The sequence below is a fragment of the Aeromonas sp. sif2416 genome (assembly GCF_019218665.1).
GTDB classification, from domain to species: Bacteria; Pseudomonadota; Gammaproteobacteria; order Enterobacterales; family Aeromonadaceae; genus Aeromonas; species Aeromonas encheleia.
On record NZ_JAHUXC010000012.1, the window covers coordinates 87,568 to 104,938 of the forward strand.

The 17,371-nt window shown below is 65.4% G+C and carries 16 protein-coding genes; 9 read left to right on the forward strand and 7 right to left on the reverse strand.

The window, feature by feature from the left end; all coding sequences use genetic code 11:
• Nucleotides 1-14 precede the first annotated feature (14 nt).
• Nucleotides 15-578 (reverse strand): DUF2799 domain-containing protein, encoded by a 564-nt coding sequence (locus tag KW821_RS18195; RefSeq protein ID WP_218292431.1) that lies wholly within the window; start codon nucleotides 576-578, stop codon nucleotides 15-17.
• 206 nt (nucleotides 579-784) lie between these two features.
• Between KW821_RS18195 and KW821_RS18200 the strand changes: the two genes are divergently transcribed.
• The 3 genes from KW821_RS18200 to KW821_RS18210 all read left to right on the forward strand — a co-directional run bounded on the left by KW821_RS18200 (nucleotide 785) and on the right by KW821_RS18210 (nucleotide 4,905).
• On the forward strand, nucleotides 785-1,624 hold the full coding sequence (locus KW821_RS18200; RefSeq protein ID WP_218292432.1) for an isopenicillin N synthase family oxygenase: 840 nt from the start codon (nucleotides 785-787) through the stop codon (nucleotides 1,622-1,624).
• Between the two features lie 213 nt (nucleotides 1,625-1,837).
• A complete protein-coding gene (locus KW821_RS18205; protein WP_218292433.1) occupies nucleotides 1,838-3,151 on the forward strand; it encodes a sodium-dependent transporter in 1,314 nt (437 codons plus the stop codon).
• A gap of 440 nt (nucleotides 3,152-3,591) precedes the next feature.
• Nucleotides 3,592-4,905, forward strand: a complete 1,314-nt coding sequence (locus KW821_RS18210; RefSeq protein ID WP_218292434.1) for a sodium-dependent transporter — start codon at nucleotides 3,592-3,594, stop codon at nucleotides 4,903-4,905.
• Between the two features lie 174 nt (nucleotides 4,906-5,079).
• Here KW821_RS18210 and KW821_RS18215 read toward each other — a convergent pair whose 3' ends face one another.
• Both KW821_RS18215 and KW821_RS18220 read right to left on the reverse strand, forming a co-directional pair.
• A complete protein-coding gene (locus KW821_RS18215) occupies nucleotides 5,080-5,544 on the reverse strand; it encodes a hypothetical protein (protein ID WP_218292435.1) in 465 nt (154 codons plus the stop codon).
• Nucleotides 5,545-5,554: 10 nt separating this feature from the next.
• Complete coding sequence (locus KW821_RS18220) at nucleotides 5,555-6,931, reverse strand: PLP-dependent aminotransferase family protein (protein WP_218292436.1); 1,377 nt, start codon at nucleotides 6,929-6,931, stop codon at nucleotides 5,555-5,557.
• Between the two features lie 118 nt (nucleotides 6,932-7,049).
• On the opposite strand from KW821_RS18220, the gene KW821_RS18225 reads away from it, so the two are divergent.
• The 3 genes from KW821_RS18225 (at nucleotide 7,050) to KW821_RS18235 (ending at nucleotide 9,118) form a co-directional block, all read left to right on the forward strand.
• Complete coding sequence (locus KW821_RS18225) at nucleotides 7,050-7,646, forward strand: LysE family translocator (RefSeq protein WP_218292437.1); 597 nt, start codon at nucleotides 7,050-7,052, stop codon at nucleotides 7,644-7,646.
• Nucleotides 7,647-7,747: 101 nt separating this feature from the next.
• Nucleotides 7,748-8,338 carry a LysE family translocator gene (locus KW821_RS18230; RefSeq protein ID WP_218292438.1) on the forward strand — a complete coding sequence of 197 codons (591 nt, stop codon included), beginning with the start codon at nucleotides 7,748-7,750 and terminating at the stop codon, nucleotides 8,336-8,338.
• Between the two features lie 87 nt (nucleotides 8,339-8,425).
• Nucleotides 8,426-9,118: an aspartate/glutamate racemase family protein gene (locus KW821_RS18235; RefSeq protein WP_218292439.1), complete on the forward strand. Its 693-nt coding sequence runs from the start codon at nucleotides 8,426-8,428 to the stop codon at nucleotides 9,116-9,118.
• A 92-nt stretch (nucleotides 9,119-9,210) separates the two neighbouring features.
• Here KW821_RS18235 and KW821_RS18240 read toward each other — a convergent pair whose 3' ends face one another.
• Nucleotides 9,211-11,001, reverse strand: a complete 1,791-nt coding sequence (locus KW821_RS18240; protein WP_218292440.1) for a long-chain fatty acid--CoA ligase — start codon at nucleotides 10,999-11,001, stop codon at nucleotides 9,211-9,213.
• A gap of 183 nt (nucleotides 11,002-11,184) precedes the next feature.
• On the opposite strand from KW821_RS18240, the gene KW821_RS18245 reads away from it, so the two are divergent.
• Nucleotides 11,185-11,727: a thioredoxin family protein gene (locus KW821_RS18245; protein WP_218292441.1), complete on the forward strand. Its 543-nt coding sequence runs from the start codon at nucleotides 11,185-11,187 to the stop codon at nucleotides 11,725-11,727.
• A gap of 13 nt (nucleotides 11,728-11,740) precedes the next feature.
• Here the strand turns inward: KW821_RS18245 and rimI are convergent, their stop codons facing one another.
• Together rimI and KW821_RS18255 are read right to left on the reverse strand one after the other, a co-directional pair.
• Nucleotides 11,741-12,190 carry a ribosomal protein S18-alanine N-acetyltransferase gene (rimI, locus tag KW821_RS18250; protein ID WP_218292471.1) on the reverse strand — a complete coding sequence of 150 codons (450 nt, stop codon included), beginning with the start codon at nucleotides 12,188-12,190 and terminating at the stop codon, nucleotides 11,741-11,743.
• Between the two features lie 135 nt (nucleotides 12,191-12,325).
• A complete protein-coding gene (locus KW821_RS18255; RefSeq protein WP_218292442.1) occupies nucleotides 12,326-12,733 on the reverse strand; it encodes a DNA polymerase III subunit psi in 408 nt (135 codons plus the stop codon).
• A 299-nt stretch (nucleotides 12,734-13,032) separates the two neighbouring features.
• Between KW821_RS18255 and KW821_RS18260 the strand changes: the two genes are divergently transcribed.
• Nucleotides 13,033-14,640, forward strand: coding sequence for an ATPase RavA domain-containing protein (locus KW821_RS18260; RefSeq protein ID WP_218292443.1), 1,608 nt, complete (start codon nucleotides 13,033-13,035; stop codon nucleotides 14,638-14,640).
• Between the two features lie 89 nt (nucleotides 14,641-14,729).
• A complete protein-coding gene (gene viaA, locus KW821_RS18265) occupies nucleotides 14,730-16,184 on the forward strand; it encodes an ATPase RavA stimulator ViaA (protein ID WP_218292444.1) in 1,455 nt (484 codons plus the stop codon).
• Nucleotides 16,185-16,221: 37 nt separating this feature from the next.
• Here the strand turns inward: viaA and KW821_RS18270 are convergent, their stop codons facing one another.
• Nucleotides 16,222-17,220 (reverse strand): sensor domain-containing diguanylate cyclase, encoded by a 999-nt coding sequence (locus KW821_RS18270; protein ID WP_218292445.1) that lies wholly within the window; start codon nucleotides 17,218-17,220, stop codon nucleotides 16,222-16,224.
• Nucleotides 17,221-17,371: the final 151 nt, after the last annotated feature.

Here is a 17,371-nt window from a genome sequence, read left to right on the forward strand (position 1 = left end):
GCCTCCCCCGAGGCTCAGCTCCCGAAGGAGAACTGGATCACCCGATCCGGGAAGCGGATCCGGTTGTAGTCGCGGCGCACCCCCTCGTAATGGCGGATGGCGCGATCTCGCTGGGCGCGGTAGTAGTCCCGCTGCTTGCTGTCACTCTCATTGCGGATCTGCTGATCCAGCTGGTTGATGGTCCGTTCGGTCTGCTCCAGATCGCGCTGGAGCTCGCCGAGCCGCTGCTCCAGCAGGAACTCCTTGCGGCCGCGCTCGAACCGGGTGAGAAAAGTCGTGTCATTGGGGCAGACCCCCAGGTATTCGTTCCCCTCCCGCCCCTTGCTGTAGGCCAGCTCGGGGATGCAGTAGAGCTCCAGCCCCTTGGCGTAGCCTCGCTTCCACTCGGCCTCGTCCACCTTGAGACCATATTCGCCGCAGCTTTTCGCGTAGTCGCGGGTGGCCGCCCGGGTCTTGCCCTGCTCGCCATCCTGATAGCCCAGGTTGTACCAGCTCATGGCGCGGCACTCCTCCTCCGACAGCGAACTGCAGCCGGCGAGCAGGAGAGGCAGGGTCAGCAACAGGATCTTGGGGGACATGAGATGGGCTCCGGACGGGATGATACCGGCATTCTAGAGAGGAAGCGGGGGCAGGACAAGGGCTGGCAGCGCGCCGTGCCAGTCTCGCCATCATGATGTTTTTATCAGTATTTTCAATCTGTTGCAGCCGTGGCGCCGGCAACCTTTTCTTGCCGGGGGAGGCAGGGTAAACTGCGCCTACTTTTAACTGGCACGTAACAAAAACAATGAAAGTCCTGACCGTCGATTATCGCTCGCCCGATGCGGCCCAACGCTTCACCGAATCCCTGCGCACCACCGGCTTCGGGGTCTTGACCCACCACCCCATCCCCAGGGAGCTGGTGCAGTCCATCTATGACAACTGGTATCGCTTCTTCATGAGCGAGCAGAAGCAGGATTTCCTGTTCAACCGCGAGACCCAGGATGGCTACTTCCCGCCGTCGGTGTCCGAGGTGGCCAAGGGCAACACCCAGAAGGATCTCAAGGAGTACTTCCACCTCTACCCCTGGGGTCAGATGCCGGAAGAGCTCAGGGCCCAGGCGATGGAGTACTACCGCCTCGCCAACGATCTGGCCGCCGAGCTGCTCTCCTGGGTGGAGCAATACACCCCGAGCGATATCGCCGCCCACTACAGCTGCCCGCTCTCCTCCATGATCGAAGAGAGCCAGAAGACCCTGCTGCGGGTGCTGCACTATCCGCCGTTCGACGGCACCGAGGCGCCGGGCGCCATCCGTGCCGCCGCCCACGAGGACATCAACCTGCTGACCATACTGCCCGCCGCCAACGAGCCGGGCCTGCAGGTGAAGGGCTCGGATGGCGAGTGGATGGACGTGCCCTGCGACTTTGGCACCCTGATCATCAACATAGGTGACATGCTGCAGGAGGCCTCCCACGGCTACTATCCCTCCACCACCCACCGCGTCATCAACCCGACCGGCGGCAGTGCCAGCAAGTCCCGCATCTCATTGCCGCTGTTCCTCCATCCGCGCCCGGACGTGGTGCTCTCCGAGCGTCACACCGCCCACAGCTACCTGATGGAGCGGCTGCGGGAGCTGGGAGTCATCTAGTCGCCCGCGCAGTAGCGACCAGCATAAAAACCGGAGCAAAAACGCTCCGGTTTTTATTGGTTGGCAGGATTGCGCGTATAACCGAATTTTATTGGTTATTGATGCCAATAAATCGTTTTTAAGCCAGATAAGCGTCGTTGTGATTGCGCGGTCCCGACCGTACTCTGAGCGCCATTCCGGGCCCCTGTGGCGGGCCCATCGATTGGAGTTCTTATGAAGCAGTCCCAATGGTCATCCCGGCTCGGTTATATCCTGGCCGCCGCAGGCTCGGCGGTCGGTCTCGGCGCCATCTGGAAGTTCCCCTATGTGACCGCCGCCAACGGTGGCGGCGCCTTCCTGCTGGTGTTCCTGCTGTTCAGCTTCACCCTGGGGGTGGCGGTGCTGATGGGGGAGACCCTGCTCGGCAGCCTGAGTCGGCGCGGGGTGGTGGGGGCCTTCGAGGCGCTGCTGGGCAAACGCTGGCGCTGGGTCGGTGCCATGGGCCTGCTGTGCAGCCTGCTCATCTTCAGCTTCTACAGCGTGGTGGGCGGCTGGACACTTGGTTACACCGGCATGGCGCTGGCGGGTAGCCTGCAGCACGGAGATGGCGCGGCGCTGACCGCCCGTTTCAACGACTACGTCGGCGATCCGCTCTGGCCTGTGCTGACCCATCTGCTGTTTGCCGCCCTCACCTGGTGGTTCGTGCGGGGCGGGGTACAGCAGGGGGTGGAGCGCACCCTGCGCTGGATGATGCCGGCCCTGTTCATCATGATGCTGCTGCTGGTGGTGTTCGGCCTCACCCTGCCCAATGCCATGGCCGGGGTGCGCCACTTCCTGATGCCGGACTTCAGCAAGCTCGGCATGTCCGGGGTGCTCGATGCCATGGGGCTGGCCTTCTTCTCCCTCTCCATCGGGCTTGGCATCCACACCACCTATGGCGCCTATCTGCCGAGCAGCGACGGCGTGGGCCGCTCCAGCCTCTGGGTGGTGCTGCTGGCCAGCCTGATCGCCGTGCTGGCGGGACTGATGATCTTCCCGGTGCTGGCGGCGACCGGCATAGATCCCGCCGCCGGCCCCGGCCTCACCTTTATGACCATGCCGGCGGTGTTCCAGCAGTTGCCGTTCGGCCAGGGGCTGGCGGTGGTGTTCTTCGCCCTGCTGGTGGTGGCGGCGCTCTCCTCGGCCATCTCGCTGCTGGAGCACCTGCAGTGCTTCGTTTGCGAGAGCCTTGGCTGGTCGCGGCGGGCGGCCTGCAGCCTGATCACCGCGCTGGTGATGGCAGGCGGCATCCCGGTCAGCCTGTCGTTCGGCCCCTGGGCCGAGGTGACCCTGTTTGGCAAGAACATCTTCGAGCTGCTGGATTTTGTCACCTCCAACCTGCTGATGCCGCTGTTCGGGCTGGCCCTCACCCTGTTGCTGGGCTGGCGGCTGGGTCGCAAGGCCCTGCCCCAGGGGTTGGCGCCGCACTGGCGTGGCCTGGTGATGGGCTGCTGGCGCTGGCTGGCGCCGCTGCTGATCGGCGGCATCCTGGTGCGGGGGCTGCTGTAACCCGGCTTGGGGCAGGCGGGTCTATAGGCCCGTTTGCCCTCTGGTGGCCAGGGTCGCCGCCAGGGGGCAGGCCATCCCAGGTGACGGTATTGACTGCATCGAAAAATCCATAAAACGGCTGATATTGAAATTTAAATTTATAAAATGCAGATATTTTTGATCAATATTCTGTTTTATGGAGAGGCAGGGAGGATTGGCTGTCAACTTCTCTTGCCGTGGTTTAGGCTGTGGCTCCCTTTTTGCGCTCGAGTCACCCGCCCTATGTCACCCCTCATCGCCCGATCTGGCCGATTTTTTAGCTCGCAAGAGAGGTGACCTTGCACGCGCAGTCTGTCTGAATGTTCATTGCAAAGGTCGCCGCCAGGCGGCCTTTTTTGTTGCGACCCAGGTTGCACTCACCCATGGAGTATCGATTCGATGTTGTCTTCCCCGGAGGTTGTATGAGCCAGGTTCAGTGGTCTTCCCGTCTCGGTCATGTGCTGGCGGCGGCCGGCACGGCGATCGGCCTCGGCGCCATCTGGAAGTTTCCCTATGTGACCGCCACCAACGGCGGTGGCGCCTTCCTGCTGGTGTTCCTGCTGTTCAGCTTCACCCTGGGGGTGGCGGTGCTGGTGGGGGAGACCCTGCTCGGCAGCCGTAGCCAGCGCGGGGTGCTCGGCGCCTTCAACCGGCTGGTGGGGCCGAACTGGCGCTGGATGGGCTACATGGGGATACTGTGCGGCTTCTTCATCTACAGCTTCTACAGCGTGGTCGGCGGCTGGACCGTGGGCTATGCGGCGCTGGCGGTGATGGGCAAGCTCAACCTCGGCGAGGGTTCGGCGCTGACCGCCCTGTTCAACGGCTATGTCAGTGATCCCTGGTGGCCGGTGCTGACCCATCTGGTGTTCGCCGGGCTCACCTGGTGGTTTGTGCAGGGGGGCATCCAGAAGGGGGTGGAGCGGGCGCTGCGCTGGATGATGCCGGCCCTGTTCATCATGATGTTGCTGCTGGTGGCGGTGGGGCTCTCCATGCCCGGCTCCATGGCCGGAGTGCGCCAGCTGCTGCTGCCGGACTTCTCCATGCTGACCGGTCAGAGCGTGCTGGATGCGCTGGGGTTGGCCTTCTTCTCCCTCTCCATTGGCCTGGGGGTGCACACCACCTATGGCGCCTACCTGCCCAATAGCGAAGGTGTGCTGCGCTCCGGGGTCTGGGTGGTGACGCTGGCGAGCCTCATCTCGGTGCTGGCGGGGCTGATGATCTTCCCGGCGCTGGCTTCCACGGGCATTGACCCGACTGCCGGGCCAGGGCTCACCTTTATGACCATGCCCGCGGTGTTCAGCCACCTGCCGTTCGGCCAGGGGCTGGGGGTGGTGTTCTTCCTGTTGCTGCTGGTGGCGGCGCTCTCCTCCTCCATCTCCATGCTGGAGCACCTGGTGCGCTTCACCACCGAGGAGTGGGGCTGGTCCCGTCGTGGCGCCTGCCGGGTGCTGACCCTGCTGATCATGGCCTCCGGCATTCCGGTCAGCCTGTCGTTTGGTCCCTGGAGCGAGCTGACCCTGTTTGGCAAGACGATTTTCGATCTGCTCGACTACCTCACCTCCAACCTGATGATGCCGCTGTTCGGCCTGGTGCTGACCCTGCTGCTGGGCTGGCGGCTGGGGGACAGCATCTTGCCCGCCGGCCTGTCGCCCGTGCTGCGGTTCTGCCTGCTCTGGTGCTGGCGGCTGGTGGCACCGCTGCTGATCGGCGGGATCCTGGTGCGGGGTCTGTTCTGACCCCGAGCCGATCGGGTTGCGGATAGCCAGAAGGCGCGGGTGACTGGTGATGTCATTGCCGATCGCCGGGATCCTGATGCGGGGGTTGTTCTAAGGCACCCTGGATAAGGCGATGCACTAAACACAAGGGGTTGGCCACTGGCCAACCCCTTGTCACATCTACCTGCGGTACGGCTATTGCAGGCCGGGCCCCATGGCCGAGAAGCGGCAGTCGGCCTGATAGAGGCGACGGCGGCCTTGGTGGTCATCCGCCTGCCAGACCAGATCGAGTTGACCGAGGCGACCGAGGTGGCGCAGCTCGAACTCGTAGCGCAGGCAGGGATTATCCAGGGGCAGCCGGGCCATGCCGGTCGGCAGACGATAACGATAGCGCAGCAGGGGGCCGTCCAGCAGCTGGATCTGCTCTGGCACCAGCCCTTCCGCGGTCGGGGCGGGGGCGCTCAGATAGCGGCGCAGGGCGGCGGGGGCATCGATGGCTTGCTGGTAATGGAGCCCGTTCATGGCGGCCAGCTCCTCCTCCAGCCGCTCCAGCTCACCCTCCAGCCCGCTCAGGGTCTGGCCCAGCTGCTGGTGAGTGGGCGAGGCGCAGCCCCCCAGCAGCAGGGTCAGCAACAACAGGGTGGTACGGGGTGGGAACATGAAGACTCCTTTATAGCAAGGGATTGGTCGGCGGCGCGGCGCGCAGCAGGCCGGCGAGCCGCTCCAGCCCCTCGGCGACCCGGGCGTCGGTGGCGGGCTGGCTGAGGCTGAGGCGTACCCCCTGGGGGGCGGCAAACTGGCCGGCAGCAAAGTGTTCCCCGCTGGCCACCCCGACGTCAAGGGCGTTGGCCGCCTCGGCGAACTCCTGGCTGCGCCAGGGCTCGGGCAGCGGCAGCCAGGCGTGCATGGAGCCCGCCTGCCAGCGGGCGCCAGGCAGCAGGTGACGCAGCAGCTCGCCACGGCGCGCCAGGATGCGTCTCTGCTGCTCGATGAGCGGCATGATCTGGCGCTGACTCACCAGCTTGCAGGCCAGCTCGATCAGCAGCGGGCTCACCATCCAGCTCGACAGCCGCATCGCCTGGGCGAAGCCGTTGCGCAGGGCCGGCGGGGTCAGCACGAAGCCGACCCGCAGCCCGCCACAGGCGATCTTGGCCAGGCTGCCGAGGTAGATGACCCGCTCCGGCGCCAGGTTGACCAGGGGCGGGAGCGGGACCTCGGGCAGCAGGCCGTTGACGTCGTCCTCGATGATCAGCAGATCGTGCCGGCGGGCGATGGCGACTATGGCCTCGCGCCGCGCCCGGCTCATGATGGCGGTGGTGGGGTTCTGCAGGGTGGGGGTCAGATAGAGCAACTTGGCCCGCCGCTGGCGGCAGGCGGCATCCAGGGCTGCGGGGATCAGCCCCTCCTCGTCCATGGGCAGGCCCACCACCTGGTTCTTCAGCTGGCGCGCATTGCCCAGCATGCCGGGGTAGCTGAGCCCCTCGCACAAAATGGTCTCCCCCACGCAACCGGTGGCCAGCAACGCCAGCATGATGCCGTGCTGGGCACCGTGGCTGAACAGCAGCCGCTCCTCGTTGCCGTTGATCCCCTGCTCGGCCAGCCAGTCGACAAACAGCTGCCGCTGCGGGAGCCGTCCCGCCTCCTTGTCATAGCCGAGCAGGCCGTTGAGATCGCCGTCCGCGAGCTCGGTCAGCATGGGCCTGATGATGGCGGCTCGATCCAGCTGGACCGGCAGGTTCTGCCACAGCTCGATGCGGTGGTTGTCCTCGTTGCGGATCACCCATTCGTTGGCCGGATCGGTGCCCGCCTCCTTGACCCAGGTGCCGTGGCCCACCCTGGCGGCCAGCAGGCCGCGCCGCTCGGCCTCCGAATAGGCGCGGGTGATGGTACCGACCGTCACCCCCAGCCGGTCCGCCAGCGCCCTGTGGGTCGGCAGCCGGGTCTGGGGGGGCAGGGTGCCATCGGCGATGGCCTGCTCGATGGCCTTGACCAGTTTCAGGTAGAGGGGCCCCTCGAAGGGGCTGAGGTCGGGAGTCCAGATTGTCATGGTGACAATAAATCCATTGATCGCAGAATTGTCTCAATATAGCGTGAATGTCAGCCCCTAAACAATCTGGAACTGCATATTGTACCGATACAATGTGCTGCCATATGGAGATGACCCTATGACCCTCGAATGGTATGTCACCCTGGTGGGCTTCGCCCTGCTCACCTGCGGCACCCCGGGCCCGAACAATCTGATGTTGACCGCCTCCGGCGCCAACTTCGGGGTGCGCCGCACCCTGCCACACCTGATCGGGGTGGCCGTCGGTCAACCCGTGCTGCAGCTGGTGCTGGCGCTGGGGCTCTATCCCCTGTTCGAGCGCTGGCCCCTGCTGCGGCTGGGGCTGCAGATCTTCGGCAGCCTCTATCTGCTGTGGCTGGCCTGGCGCATCGCGGTGGCCGGTGCCCCCGGCGATCCGGCTAGACGGGCACGTCCGCTGACCCTGCTGGAGGGGCTGGGCTTCCAGTTCCTCAATCCCAAGGCCTGGATGATGGGCATCTCCGCCATCAGCCTGTTCAGCCTGGCGGGCAGTGCCTACTGGCCGAGCCTGTGGGGCATCATGCTGATCTTCCCCCTGGTCGGCTTCCCTATCTGCTTTGTCTGGGTCCTGTTCGGTCATCAGCTCGGCAACTGGATCAGCTCGGATCGCGGCTGGCGTCGACTCAACGGCAGCCTGGGAGTGCTGACCGCCCTCTGCGTGGTGATGCTCTGGTATTAATGGCTGTCTGATTATTCATGCAAAAAAATGCATTGGTGAGCTTGTCGTCAGGACGCTGACTCTGCATATTAGGAGGCTTGCTCTATATCGATGAGGTTGAGATGGATCTGAACTGGTTGCTGCCCCTGGCGGGATTTGCCCTGATCACCTGTGGCACGCCGGGCCCCAACAACATGCTGCTCACCAGCGCCGGGGCCGCCCAGGGGTTTCGCCGCTCGGTACCGCTGCTGGTGGGGGTGGTCGGCGGCATCAACCTGATGATCCTGGCCACGGCGCTGGGACTCGGGGTGATGTTCGAGAAGCTGCCGCTGCTGCACGAGGGCCTCAAGCTCATCGGCTCGGCCTACCTGTTCTGGCTGGCCTGGAAGGTGGCGACCGCCAGCGGCCCGACCGAGGGCAGCCGGCCTCTCATTCCGGCCCATCAGGGGGCCATGCTGCAACTGCTCAACCCCAAGGCCTGGATGATGGCGCTCTCCGCCATCAGCGGCTTCACCCTGGCGGGGGAGTCCTACTGGCCGTCCGCCGGCTGGGTGCTCGGCATCTTCTTCGTCACCGGCCTCTACACCGGTGCCTTCTGGGTGCTGTTCGGTGCCCAGGTGCGCCGACTCATCCGCACCGCCAGGGGCTGGCGTCGTTTCAACCGAACCATGGGGCTCGCCACGGCGGCCTGCGTGCTGATGATCTGGATTTAGGCCTTTGGCCTTACCCTCTGTCTTGTTGGCCCTTCGGGGCCTTTTTTGTCTGTGGGTGGCCGTCACCCGATGTGAAAAGGAGCGGTTATGAAATGTATCGGTCTGCTGGGTGGCATGAGCTGGGAGTCCAGCGTCAGCTATTACCAGGCGCTCAATCGGGGCGTGCGGGCGCGACTCGGTGGTCTGCACTCGGCCAGGGTGCTGCTCAACAGCGTCGACTTCGCCGAGATAGAGCGGCTGCAGCACGCCGGTGACTGGCCCGCCACCGCGCGGCTGCTGGCGGCCGAGGCCCATGCGCTGCAGGCGGGGGGCGCCGATTTCCTGCTGATCGGCACCAACACCATGCACAAGGTGGCGCCCGAGATAGCCGCCGCCATCGACATTCCGCTGCTGCATATCGCCGACGCCACCGCCCAGCGCTTGCTGGCCGATGGCGTGCAGCGGGTCGGGCTGCTCGGCACCCGCTTCACCATGGAGCAGGATTTCTACAAGGGGAGGCTGGAAGATCAGTTCGGGCTGGAGGTGCTGGTGCCGCCGGCGGCCGAGCGGGAGCGGGTGCACCGTATCATCTATGACGAGCTCTGTCTGGGGCAGATCCTGGCGTCATCGCGGGCCGAATACCTGGCCATCATAGCGGCGCTGGCCGAGGCGGGAGCCCAGGCGGTGATCCTGGGCTGCACCGAGATAGCCCTGCTGATGGGGGAGGCGCAGGCCGCCGTGCCGCTCTACGACACCACCGCCATTCACGCCGACGCCGCCGTGGCGTGGGCGCTCGGCTGAAGGGGCTACCCAAAAAAGAGCAAACAAGAGAGGCGCCGCGGCGCCTCTCTTTTTATTGGTGTGTAGCCAGGCCGGATCAGGCGTGGCTGTGCTCAGACATGGCTATACATGGCCTCGATCTCGTTCTGGTACTTGGCCTCGATGATCTTGCGGCGCAGCTTCATGGTCGGGGTGATCTCCCCCAGCTCCATGGAGAAGGCGCTCGGCAGCAGGGTGAACTTCTTCACCTGCTCGAACTTGGCCAGCTCCTGCTGCAGCTCATGAATGCGTGACTCGAAGAACTCCACCACCCGGGAGTGACGCAGCAGCTCGGTCTTGCACTGGTACTGCAGGTTGATGGAGCGGGCGTACTCCTCCAGCGACTCGAAGCAGGGCACGATCAGCGCCGACACGAAGTGGCGGGCGTCGGCGACGATGGCGATCTGCTCGATGAAGCGATCCTTGCCGAGGGTGCCTTCCACCAGCTGCGGTGCCACGTACTTGCCGTTGGAGGTCTTCATCAGCTCCTTCAGGCGCTCGGTGAAGTAGATGTTGCCCTCGGCGTCCAGCTCGCCCGCATCGCCGGTGCGCAGGAAGCCATCCTCGGTCATCACCTCGGCGGTAGCCTCTGGCTTGTTGTAGTAGCCGCGCATCACGGTGGGGGAGCGCACCAGCAGCTCATTGTTTTCCCCCAGCTTTACCTCGATGCCGCCGAGGGGCGTGCCGATGGAGCCCAGCCTGAACTGTTGATCCTCATAGCAGCAGACGGTGGCCGTGGTCTCGGTCATGCCGTAGCCGTACTTGAGGTTGAGCCCCATGGCCTGGAAGAACAGGTTCACGTCGTCGGCGAGGCGGGCACCGGCCACCGGCAGGAAGCGGGTGCGGCCGCCGAAGCGGGCGCGCAGCTTGCGAAACACCAGCCGTTCGGCCAGGGCGAGCTGGGCGTAGAGCAGGGGTGAGGCGGACTTGCCGGCCTGGCGGGTCGCCACCATCTGCTTGCCGACCCCGGTGGCCCAGCCGAACAGGGCGCGGCGCAGGCGCGGTGCCTGGGCGACCTTGGCCTGGATCATGGCGTAGGCCTTCTCGTAGAGGCGCGGCACGGCGCACATCACGGTCGGCTTCACCTCGTCGATGACCTCCATCACCTTCTGGGGATCGCGGATGTAGACATTCTCGGCGCCGCAGTAGAGCACGTAGTAGCTCCAGGCGCGCTCGAACACGTGGCTCAGCGGCAACATGCAGAGCGACACGTCCTGCTCGTTCAGATCCAGGCGGCTGTCATGCATCTCGAAGCAGGCGGCGATGTTGGCGAAGTCGAGCATGACGCCCTTGGGCTCGCCGGTGGTACCCGAGGTGTAGATCAGGGTCAGCAGATCATCCATCCGGTAGCGGCATTCGCGCTCGCGCAGCACCAGCTCGCTTGGCTGATGGTTGCCGGAGACCAGGAAGGTCTGGAAGTGACTGGCCTGCGCGCAGCCGCGCAGATCGACGCCGCCATCGAGGGCGACGAGCTGGCTGATCTCGCCCTCATTCAACAAGACGAGGGCCTGATCGAACTGTTGCTGCTCGCCCACGAACAGCAGCTTGATGCCGGCATCGCGCACTATGTAGCGCAGCTGGTCCAGGGTGCTGGTGGGGTAGATGGGCACGCTGACCCCGCGGGCGGCGAGGATGCCGAGGTCGGCCTGGGTCCACTCCGGCATGTTGCGAGCATAGATGCCGACCATCTCGGTGGGCTGGTGGCCGGCCCGGATCAGGGCCTGGGCGCAATAGTCCATCGCCTGTCCCAGGGTGCGCCAGCCGATGGCACGCCATTGGCCATCCTGCTGGACGCGCAAGGCGGCCTTGTTGCCAAGACGGGCAATGCGCTCACGCATCAGTCGAACCAGATGAAGCTGCGACATGGTCAATCATCCTCAAGTAACAGTTGTACGCCCGTGAGGGCACTAAAAATCGGACTGGAGTTTAAACTCTACCATTCCGGCTTACAAGTGTGCGCTGTTTGCTTGGGATCACAAAGTCGTCAAGTCGGTTTGGCTCAGGCATGATGGGGGCTGACAGACTGGATTCGTTCAGGGAGGTGTGCCATGAGTGTCGGGATCAAGAGCCTGATCACGGGGATCTTGCTGGTACTGGCGGGCGCCGGTGCGCTCTGGTTCGTCCTGGGGCCTCCGGCCGGGGAGGACAATCCCTGGCTCAGCGGGGCCGAGGGTTATGAGCAGGCGCAGCAACGGGCGCTGAGCGAGGGTTACCCCCTGCTCTATGTGATAGAGCACGCCAAGTGTCGACGCTGCAAGACGCTAGATGCCCTGCTGTGGCGCGCCCCCGAGATGCAATCCACCCTGGCCGGCCTGGTCAAGGTGCGGCTCAACCCGGATGCAGGGGATGGCAGCGAGCACATACTGCGCCGCTTCCCGCCGGTGGCGACGCCGCCAGGCGTCTATATCCAGCGACCGGGAGAGCCGCTTCGGCCCATCAAGATAGTGGTGGATCTGCAGCAGATCTGGATGCCCGGAGTCACCTACGGCCGCGGCTTCTTCATGCCGCTCTCGGGGGCCGGTTTCGACGCCGTGCTGCGGGTGACCCTCAGCCTGGAAGACCCGGCCATCGACAATGCGCCGCTGCCCTAGCCGAGGGAAGGGCTCAGCCGAAGTCGAACAGCCGTGACATCAGCACGGCGTCTTCCCTGTCCTGGCCGGTGCCGTAGTAGTCGGCGCGGCGGCAATATTCGGCGAAGCCTTCACTCTCGTAGAGGGATATGGCGCGCTTGTTGCCGGCGCGTACCTCCAGGAACCAGGCCTCGGCGCTCTTGGCCTTGCTGCGGGCGAGGTACTCTCTGAGCAGCGTGCGGCCCAGCCCCTTGCCCTGAAAATCGGGGTGAACGCAGATGTTCATCAGCGAGCTGTCGCCCGCCACCAGATCCGCGATATAGAAGCCGGCGGGGCGCCCCTCTACCAGCATCAGGCCATTGAGATAGCGCGGCCCGAAACAGGAGAGCAGGTTGGCCTGGCTCCAGGGCTCCTGGTGGGCGGCCTGCTCGATGGGGTAGATCAGCTCGAAATCGGTGTCGAGCAGGGGGCGAAAGCTGGGCATGGGGTCAGACATGGGAACTCCGGATCGGATTCGTACTTGCGAGCGGCGCCGCGGCCATGCCATGGTCTTGGCACCAGTTCGCAAGCCGGGATGAGTAAGGCGGCATAGGGGCCGGCAGGCCGCGGATCGGTTGGCTCAGCCGGGGGCGTGCTGGCGCAGCTGCTGCCACAGCGCCCGCTTCTGGGCCGCATCCGGGGTCAGCGGGCAGATCAGGGCGTCGGGCCAGCGCGCATCGGCGGCCGTCAGCCAGAGCCGGGGCGGAGTCAGCCCCTCGGGCAGCCGATCCAGCACCGCGACCTCGTCGGTGCGGATGCCGAGCCACTGGCAGATGTCCGCCAGCAAGGTCGGGGCGGGCAGCCCGGGGGCCAGCAGCCACAGCTTGCCTTCGGGCATCACCGCTACCGCCGGCGTGCGGGCTGCGCTATCTTCCTGAACGGGCGCGGGCTCGTCACCCAGCAGGGTCGGCACTCTCAGTTGCCAGCTCGGTATGCCCATCCGGGCCAGGATGCGCTGACGCAAAGGGTCCAGCAGGGGATCTTGCATGGCGAAGGCTCACTCTTGATCTGCGTTGGGGTAAATCGTGACGGGCAGAGTACACTTTCGCGGGTTTTGCTGCACCCCGGAGTTTGCGTTTGATCCTACGGGCTCAAGCCGTCATGGGGATGCGGCGCACGCCAGCCCATGTTTACGGGTAGATGCGATCCCTCTGATTCGCTATGTTAACCCTGTTTCCCGGCGCCCTGCGGCGGGGATGACCAGAATCAACAGACCATTGCAGTGGTGCAGGGCCAGAGGCCGGACTGCGCAGCCACTCATGACCACCCAGCTTCGGAATCGTGCCTATGCCGCCTTTAGCCCAGAATACTGTTCGTGCCGTCCCCATTCATGAGCGTCTGCCCAGATTGCTGGCGGCCCTCGGCGAGGGACTCTACGAGCGGCAGGACGCCTTGCGGCTCGGTCTGCTGGCCGCCCTCAGCGGTGAGAGCGTCTTCCTGCTGGGCCCGCCCGGCATCGCCAAGAGCCTGATCGCCCGCCGTCTCAAGCTGGCCTTCCACGATGCCCGCCACTTCGAATACCTGATGACCCGCTTCAGCACACCGGAGGAGGTGTTCGGCCCGCTCTCCATCCAGGCGCTCAAGGAGGATGGCAAGTACCTGCGGCTGACCCGCGGCTACCTGCCGGAGGCGGAGGTGGTGTTCCTCGACGAGATCTGGAAGGCGGGCCCGGCCATCCTCAACACCCTGCTCACCGCCATCAACGAACGCCAGTTCCGCAACGGCGACAGCCAGCACCCCATCCCCATGCGGCTGCTGGTGACCGCCTCCAACGAGCTGCCCGCGCCGGACAGCGGCCTGGAGGCGCTCTACGATCGCATGCTGGTGCGGATCTGGATGGACAGGGTGCAGGAGAAATCCAACTTCCAGGCCATGCTGGCGAGCGATGGCCAGTCCAGGCAGAACCTGCCGCCCTCGATCCAGATCCAGGGGGAGGAGTACGAGGCCTGGCAGGAGCAGATCGAGCAGGTGCGGCTGCCCGCCGCCTGTTTCGAGCTCATCTATCAACTGCGCCAGCAGCTCGACAGCCAGCTCGGCCACAGCTGCTACGTGTCGGATCGACGCTGGAAGAAGGCGGTGCGACTGATCAAGGCGAGCGCCTTCTTCAACGGTCGCGACGAGGTCGCCCCGCTGGATCTGCTGCTGTTCAAGGATTGCCTCTGGCACGACGAGGCCTCCCGCACCGCCCTGCTGGAGATGATCGGCGAGTTTTCCCGCCTCTACGGCTACCAGCAGCTGGCCATGACCCGTCAGCTGCTCTCCCTGCGCGAGCAGTTCAAGCAGCTGAAGGGGGCCGTGTCCCAGCGGCTCGGCTGCAAGGCGGTCAAACGCAAGCAGTGGTTCGGCCGCCGCGCCCGTGGCATGCAGCTGCCGCTGCTCAACGCCAAGCCCTTCGGCAAGCAGGTGCACTTTCACCTGCTCACGCCGGCCCCGCTCGATGGCGGCGACCCCGAGCGCCTGACCGAGACCCTTACCTTCGATCGCACCCTGCTCTCCCACTGGCACCCCACCGGCGAGGCGCTGGTGGGCTGGCAGCTTGGCAACCCCAAGGAGGGCCACTACGAGCTGGTGCTGGATGAGCAGCTGCGGCTGCACGTGCTGGATATCCAGCGCCAGCCGGTGCCTCTGGTGCTGGTGGAGCGGACCGCTATCCCTGAGCTGGTGATCACCCCCTGGCAGGCCGAGCTGGACGTCCTGGCCGCCGAGGTGGGCAAGGTGCAGCAGGCCCTCAAGGGGCAGCGCAGCCTGTTCGAGCGCCATCAGCAGCACCTGTTCATCGGCGATCACTGGCTGCAGCAGGTGGAAGACAGCTTCTTCGTGCTGAACCGGGATCTGGACCTGCTGCGCGGCGATCTGCTGCAGTGGCGGGATCGCCTGCCCAGGCTGGATGCGTGAGGCTGACCATGGGTGACGCGACTGCAATGAGCAAGCCGGGGCCGTGCCTGTGCAGCTGATGGCGCGGGATAGCGGGATGAGGGCTCATCATGCTTGAGATCGGCATGATGGATCTCGGGCTCCTCATGGGGGAGGGGGAGCTGGCGGGGGAGATGGCGCTGCTGCTGGCCTCGACCCCCAAGATCTCCGAATTCCTCAAGCGCTCCCCGCTGCAGGGCAAGCTGCTCAAGAAACGCATCCAGAGCTGGAGCGAACAGCTCGGCGAGGAGATGCGCCACAAGCCGGTGCCGGTGGCGCTGGAGCGGGAGTATCTGCTCTATCAGGCCCATCGCTTGCTGCCCCTGTCCGAGCTGGTGGGGCGCCTGCCCAGCCTGCTGGAGGCGCTGGAGCAGCACAGCCCCTTCGCCGGCGATGCCCGCAGCCTGGTGCGCCAGATCATGGTGCAGCCGACCGAGAGCCTGCGCCAGCTGTTCATCGAGAAGTGGCGGGGCAGTCTGGTGGGCAGCCTGTTGCAACTGCAGCAGCAGATCGCCGAGGCGGAGCGGGAGAAGCAGCGCCAGGAGATAGAGGATCAGCTGCTGGCAAACCGCACCCTGGCCGACGCCCTGGATCCGCACCAGATCTCCGCCGGCGGTCTCTGGGATCTGGCTCAGGGCAGCTGGCACAAGCGCAGCCTGGTGCTGGTGAAGCAATATGCCCGCATGTTGCAGCAGGAGCCCCTGCTGGCCGAGATCGCGGCCCTGCTGGGGCGCAGCGAGCGGGATAGGCGCACCGACGCCCGGGTCTTGCCGCCGGTGCCGGTGCACGAGCTGGAGGAGGTGCAGACCGACGATGTGCCGGACGATCTGGTGGGGGTGCATCCGGCCAATGATCTGATGCGGCTGCTGCCGAGCGAGGCGGTGATGCTGGCCCTGCCGGAGCTGGAGCTGGAGTTCTATCGCCGCTATCTGGAGCGGCGCCTGCTCAGCTACCAGTCGCGGGGCACCCTGCCACGCCAGCGCCTCATGCTGCGCAGCCCGGAGCAGGGCGGGCAGGAGCCACAGCCGCGCGGCCCCTTCATCGTCTGTGTCGATACCTCGGGCTCCATGGGCGGCTACCCGGAGGAGTGCGCCAAGGCGCTGTTCCTGGCCCTGCTCAAGGTGGCGATGGACGAGCAGCGAGGCTGCTATCTGATGCTGTTCTCCACCGAGGTGGCGACCCTGGAGATCACCGCCGAGACCGGGCTCGACAAGGCGGAACGCTTCCTCTCCATGAGTTTTCACGGCGGTACCGATCTGGTGCCCTGTCTCGAGAAGGCGCTGATCCGGCTCGAACAACCGGACTTTGCCAAGGCCGACGTGCTGGTGATCTCGGACTTCATCGCCCAGAGCCTGCCCCATGCCCTGCTCGATCGCATGAACCAGCGGCGCAAGCAGGGGACCCGCTTCCACGCCGTCGCCATGTCCAGGCACGCCAAGGCGGCGATCCTGCGGGTGTTCGACAACAGCTGGCTGCTCGACTGCGGCCTGCGTGGCCGCCTGCTGCGGCGCTGGCAGCGCAGCTAGGAACTGGGGGCGACGAGACGCCGCTCCGCCGCGCCTATCAGATGCTGTGGTTGAGCCCCCGCTCGTTCACCTGCTCCTGATCCAGCAGCGGCTGACCGCTCGGCTGGGCGATATAAAATCCCCGCTTGCCGCCGCGCTTGACCCTGTACATGGCCTGATCGGCCCGGGCCAGGGCGCCGCTGAAATCGTCCTGTGGCCGGATGGCCGCTATCCCCATGCTCAGCCCCACGACCGCCTCGCCATTGGGCAGCTCGAACGGGGTGGCGATGGCCTCGATGCAGCGGTGTGCCAGCTGGCCGGTGCGGGGATCCTCGCACTGCCAGGGCAGCAACAGCACGAACTCGTCCCCCCCGAGCCGGCCCAGCCGGATGTCGTCGCCGCAGCAGGCGCGCAGGCGCTGGCTGATGGCTACCAGCAGCTCGTCGCCGGCGCGGTGGCCCAGGTTGTCATTCACCTGCTTGAAGTCATCCAGATCGATGAAGCAGATGGCCCTGTGCTCCCCGGGGAACTGGCGGTGCAGGGCGGTGCGATTGAGCAGGCCGGTGAGGGGATCCCGGTGGGCGAGCTGGGCCAACTGCTGCTCGTACTCCTTCTCGTGGGTGATGTCGATGTGGGTCCCCATCACCCGGACCGGGTTGCCCCGCTCGTCCCGCTCCACCACCCGGCCCCGGTCCAGCACCCAGGTGACCTTGCCATCCTTGGCGAGCATGCGGTGCATCACCTGATAGAAGGGGCTCTTGCCCTCCAGGTGATCGAAGAAGGCCTGCAACACCCGCTCCCTGTCTTCCGGGTGCAGGTGGGCACGCCACACATCGAAGTGGGCCGACAGCTCCTTGGGCTGGTAGCCCAGCATGGCACCCCAGCGCCGGTTGAAGATGACGAGCTTGCCGGTGGGGATGTGGTTCTGCCAGATGCACAGGCCGGTGCCGTCCATGGCGGCATCCAGCTTCTCACGGGCATCCTCGGCCACCCGCTTCAGGCGCTCATTCTCCTGCAGCAGCCTGTCATAGGCCTCCCGCAGCTCTTCATATGTCATCCATAGGCCCTTACCCGTTCCAGCTTTGTCTATAGTCGATGCAGATTTTCCTCCTGTAAAGAATGAGATAGCGGGAGTGAGAGCGAGTCGATGCTGGTTGTCTGCGCCCTGTGGTGACTGTGCGGCCACCACAGGGCGGGATATGATGGGC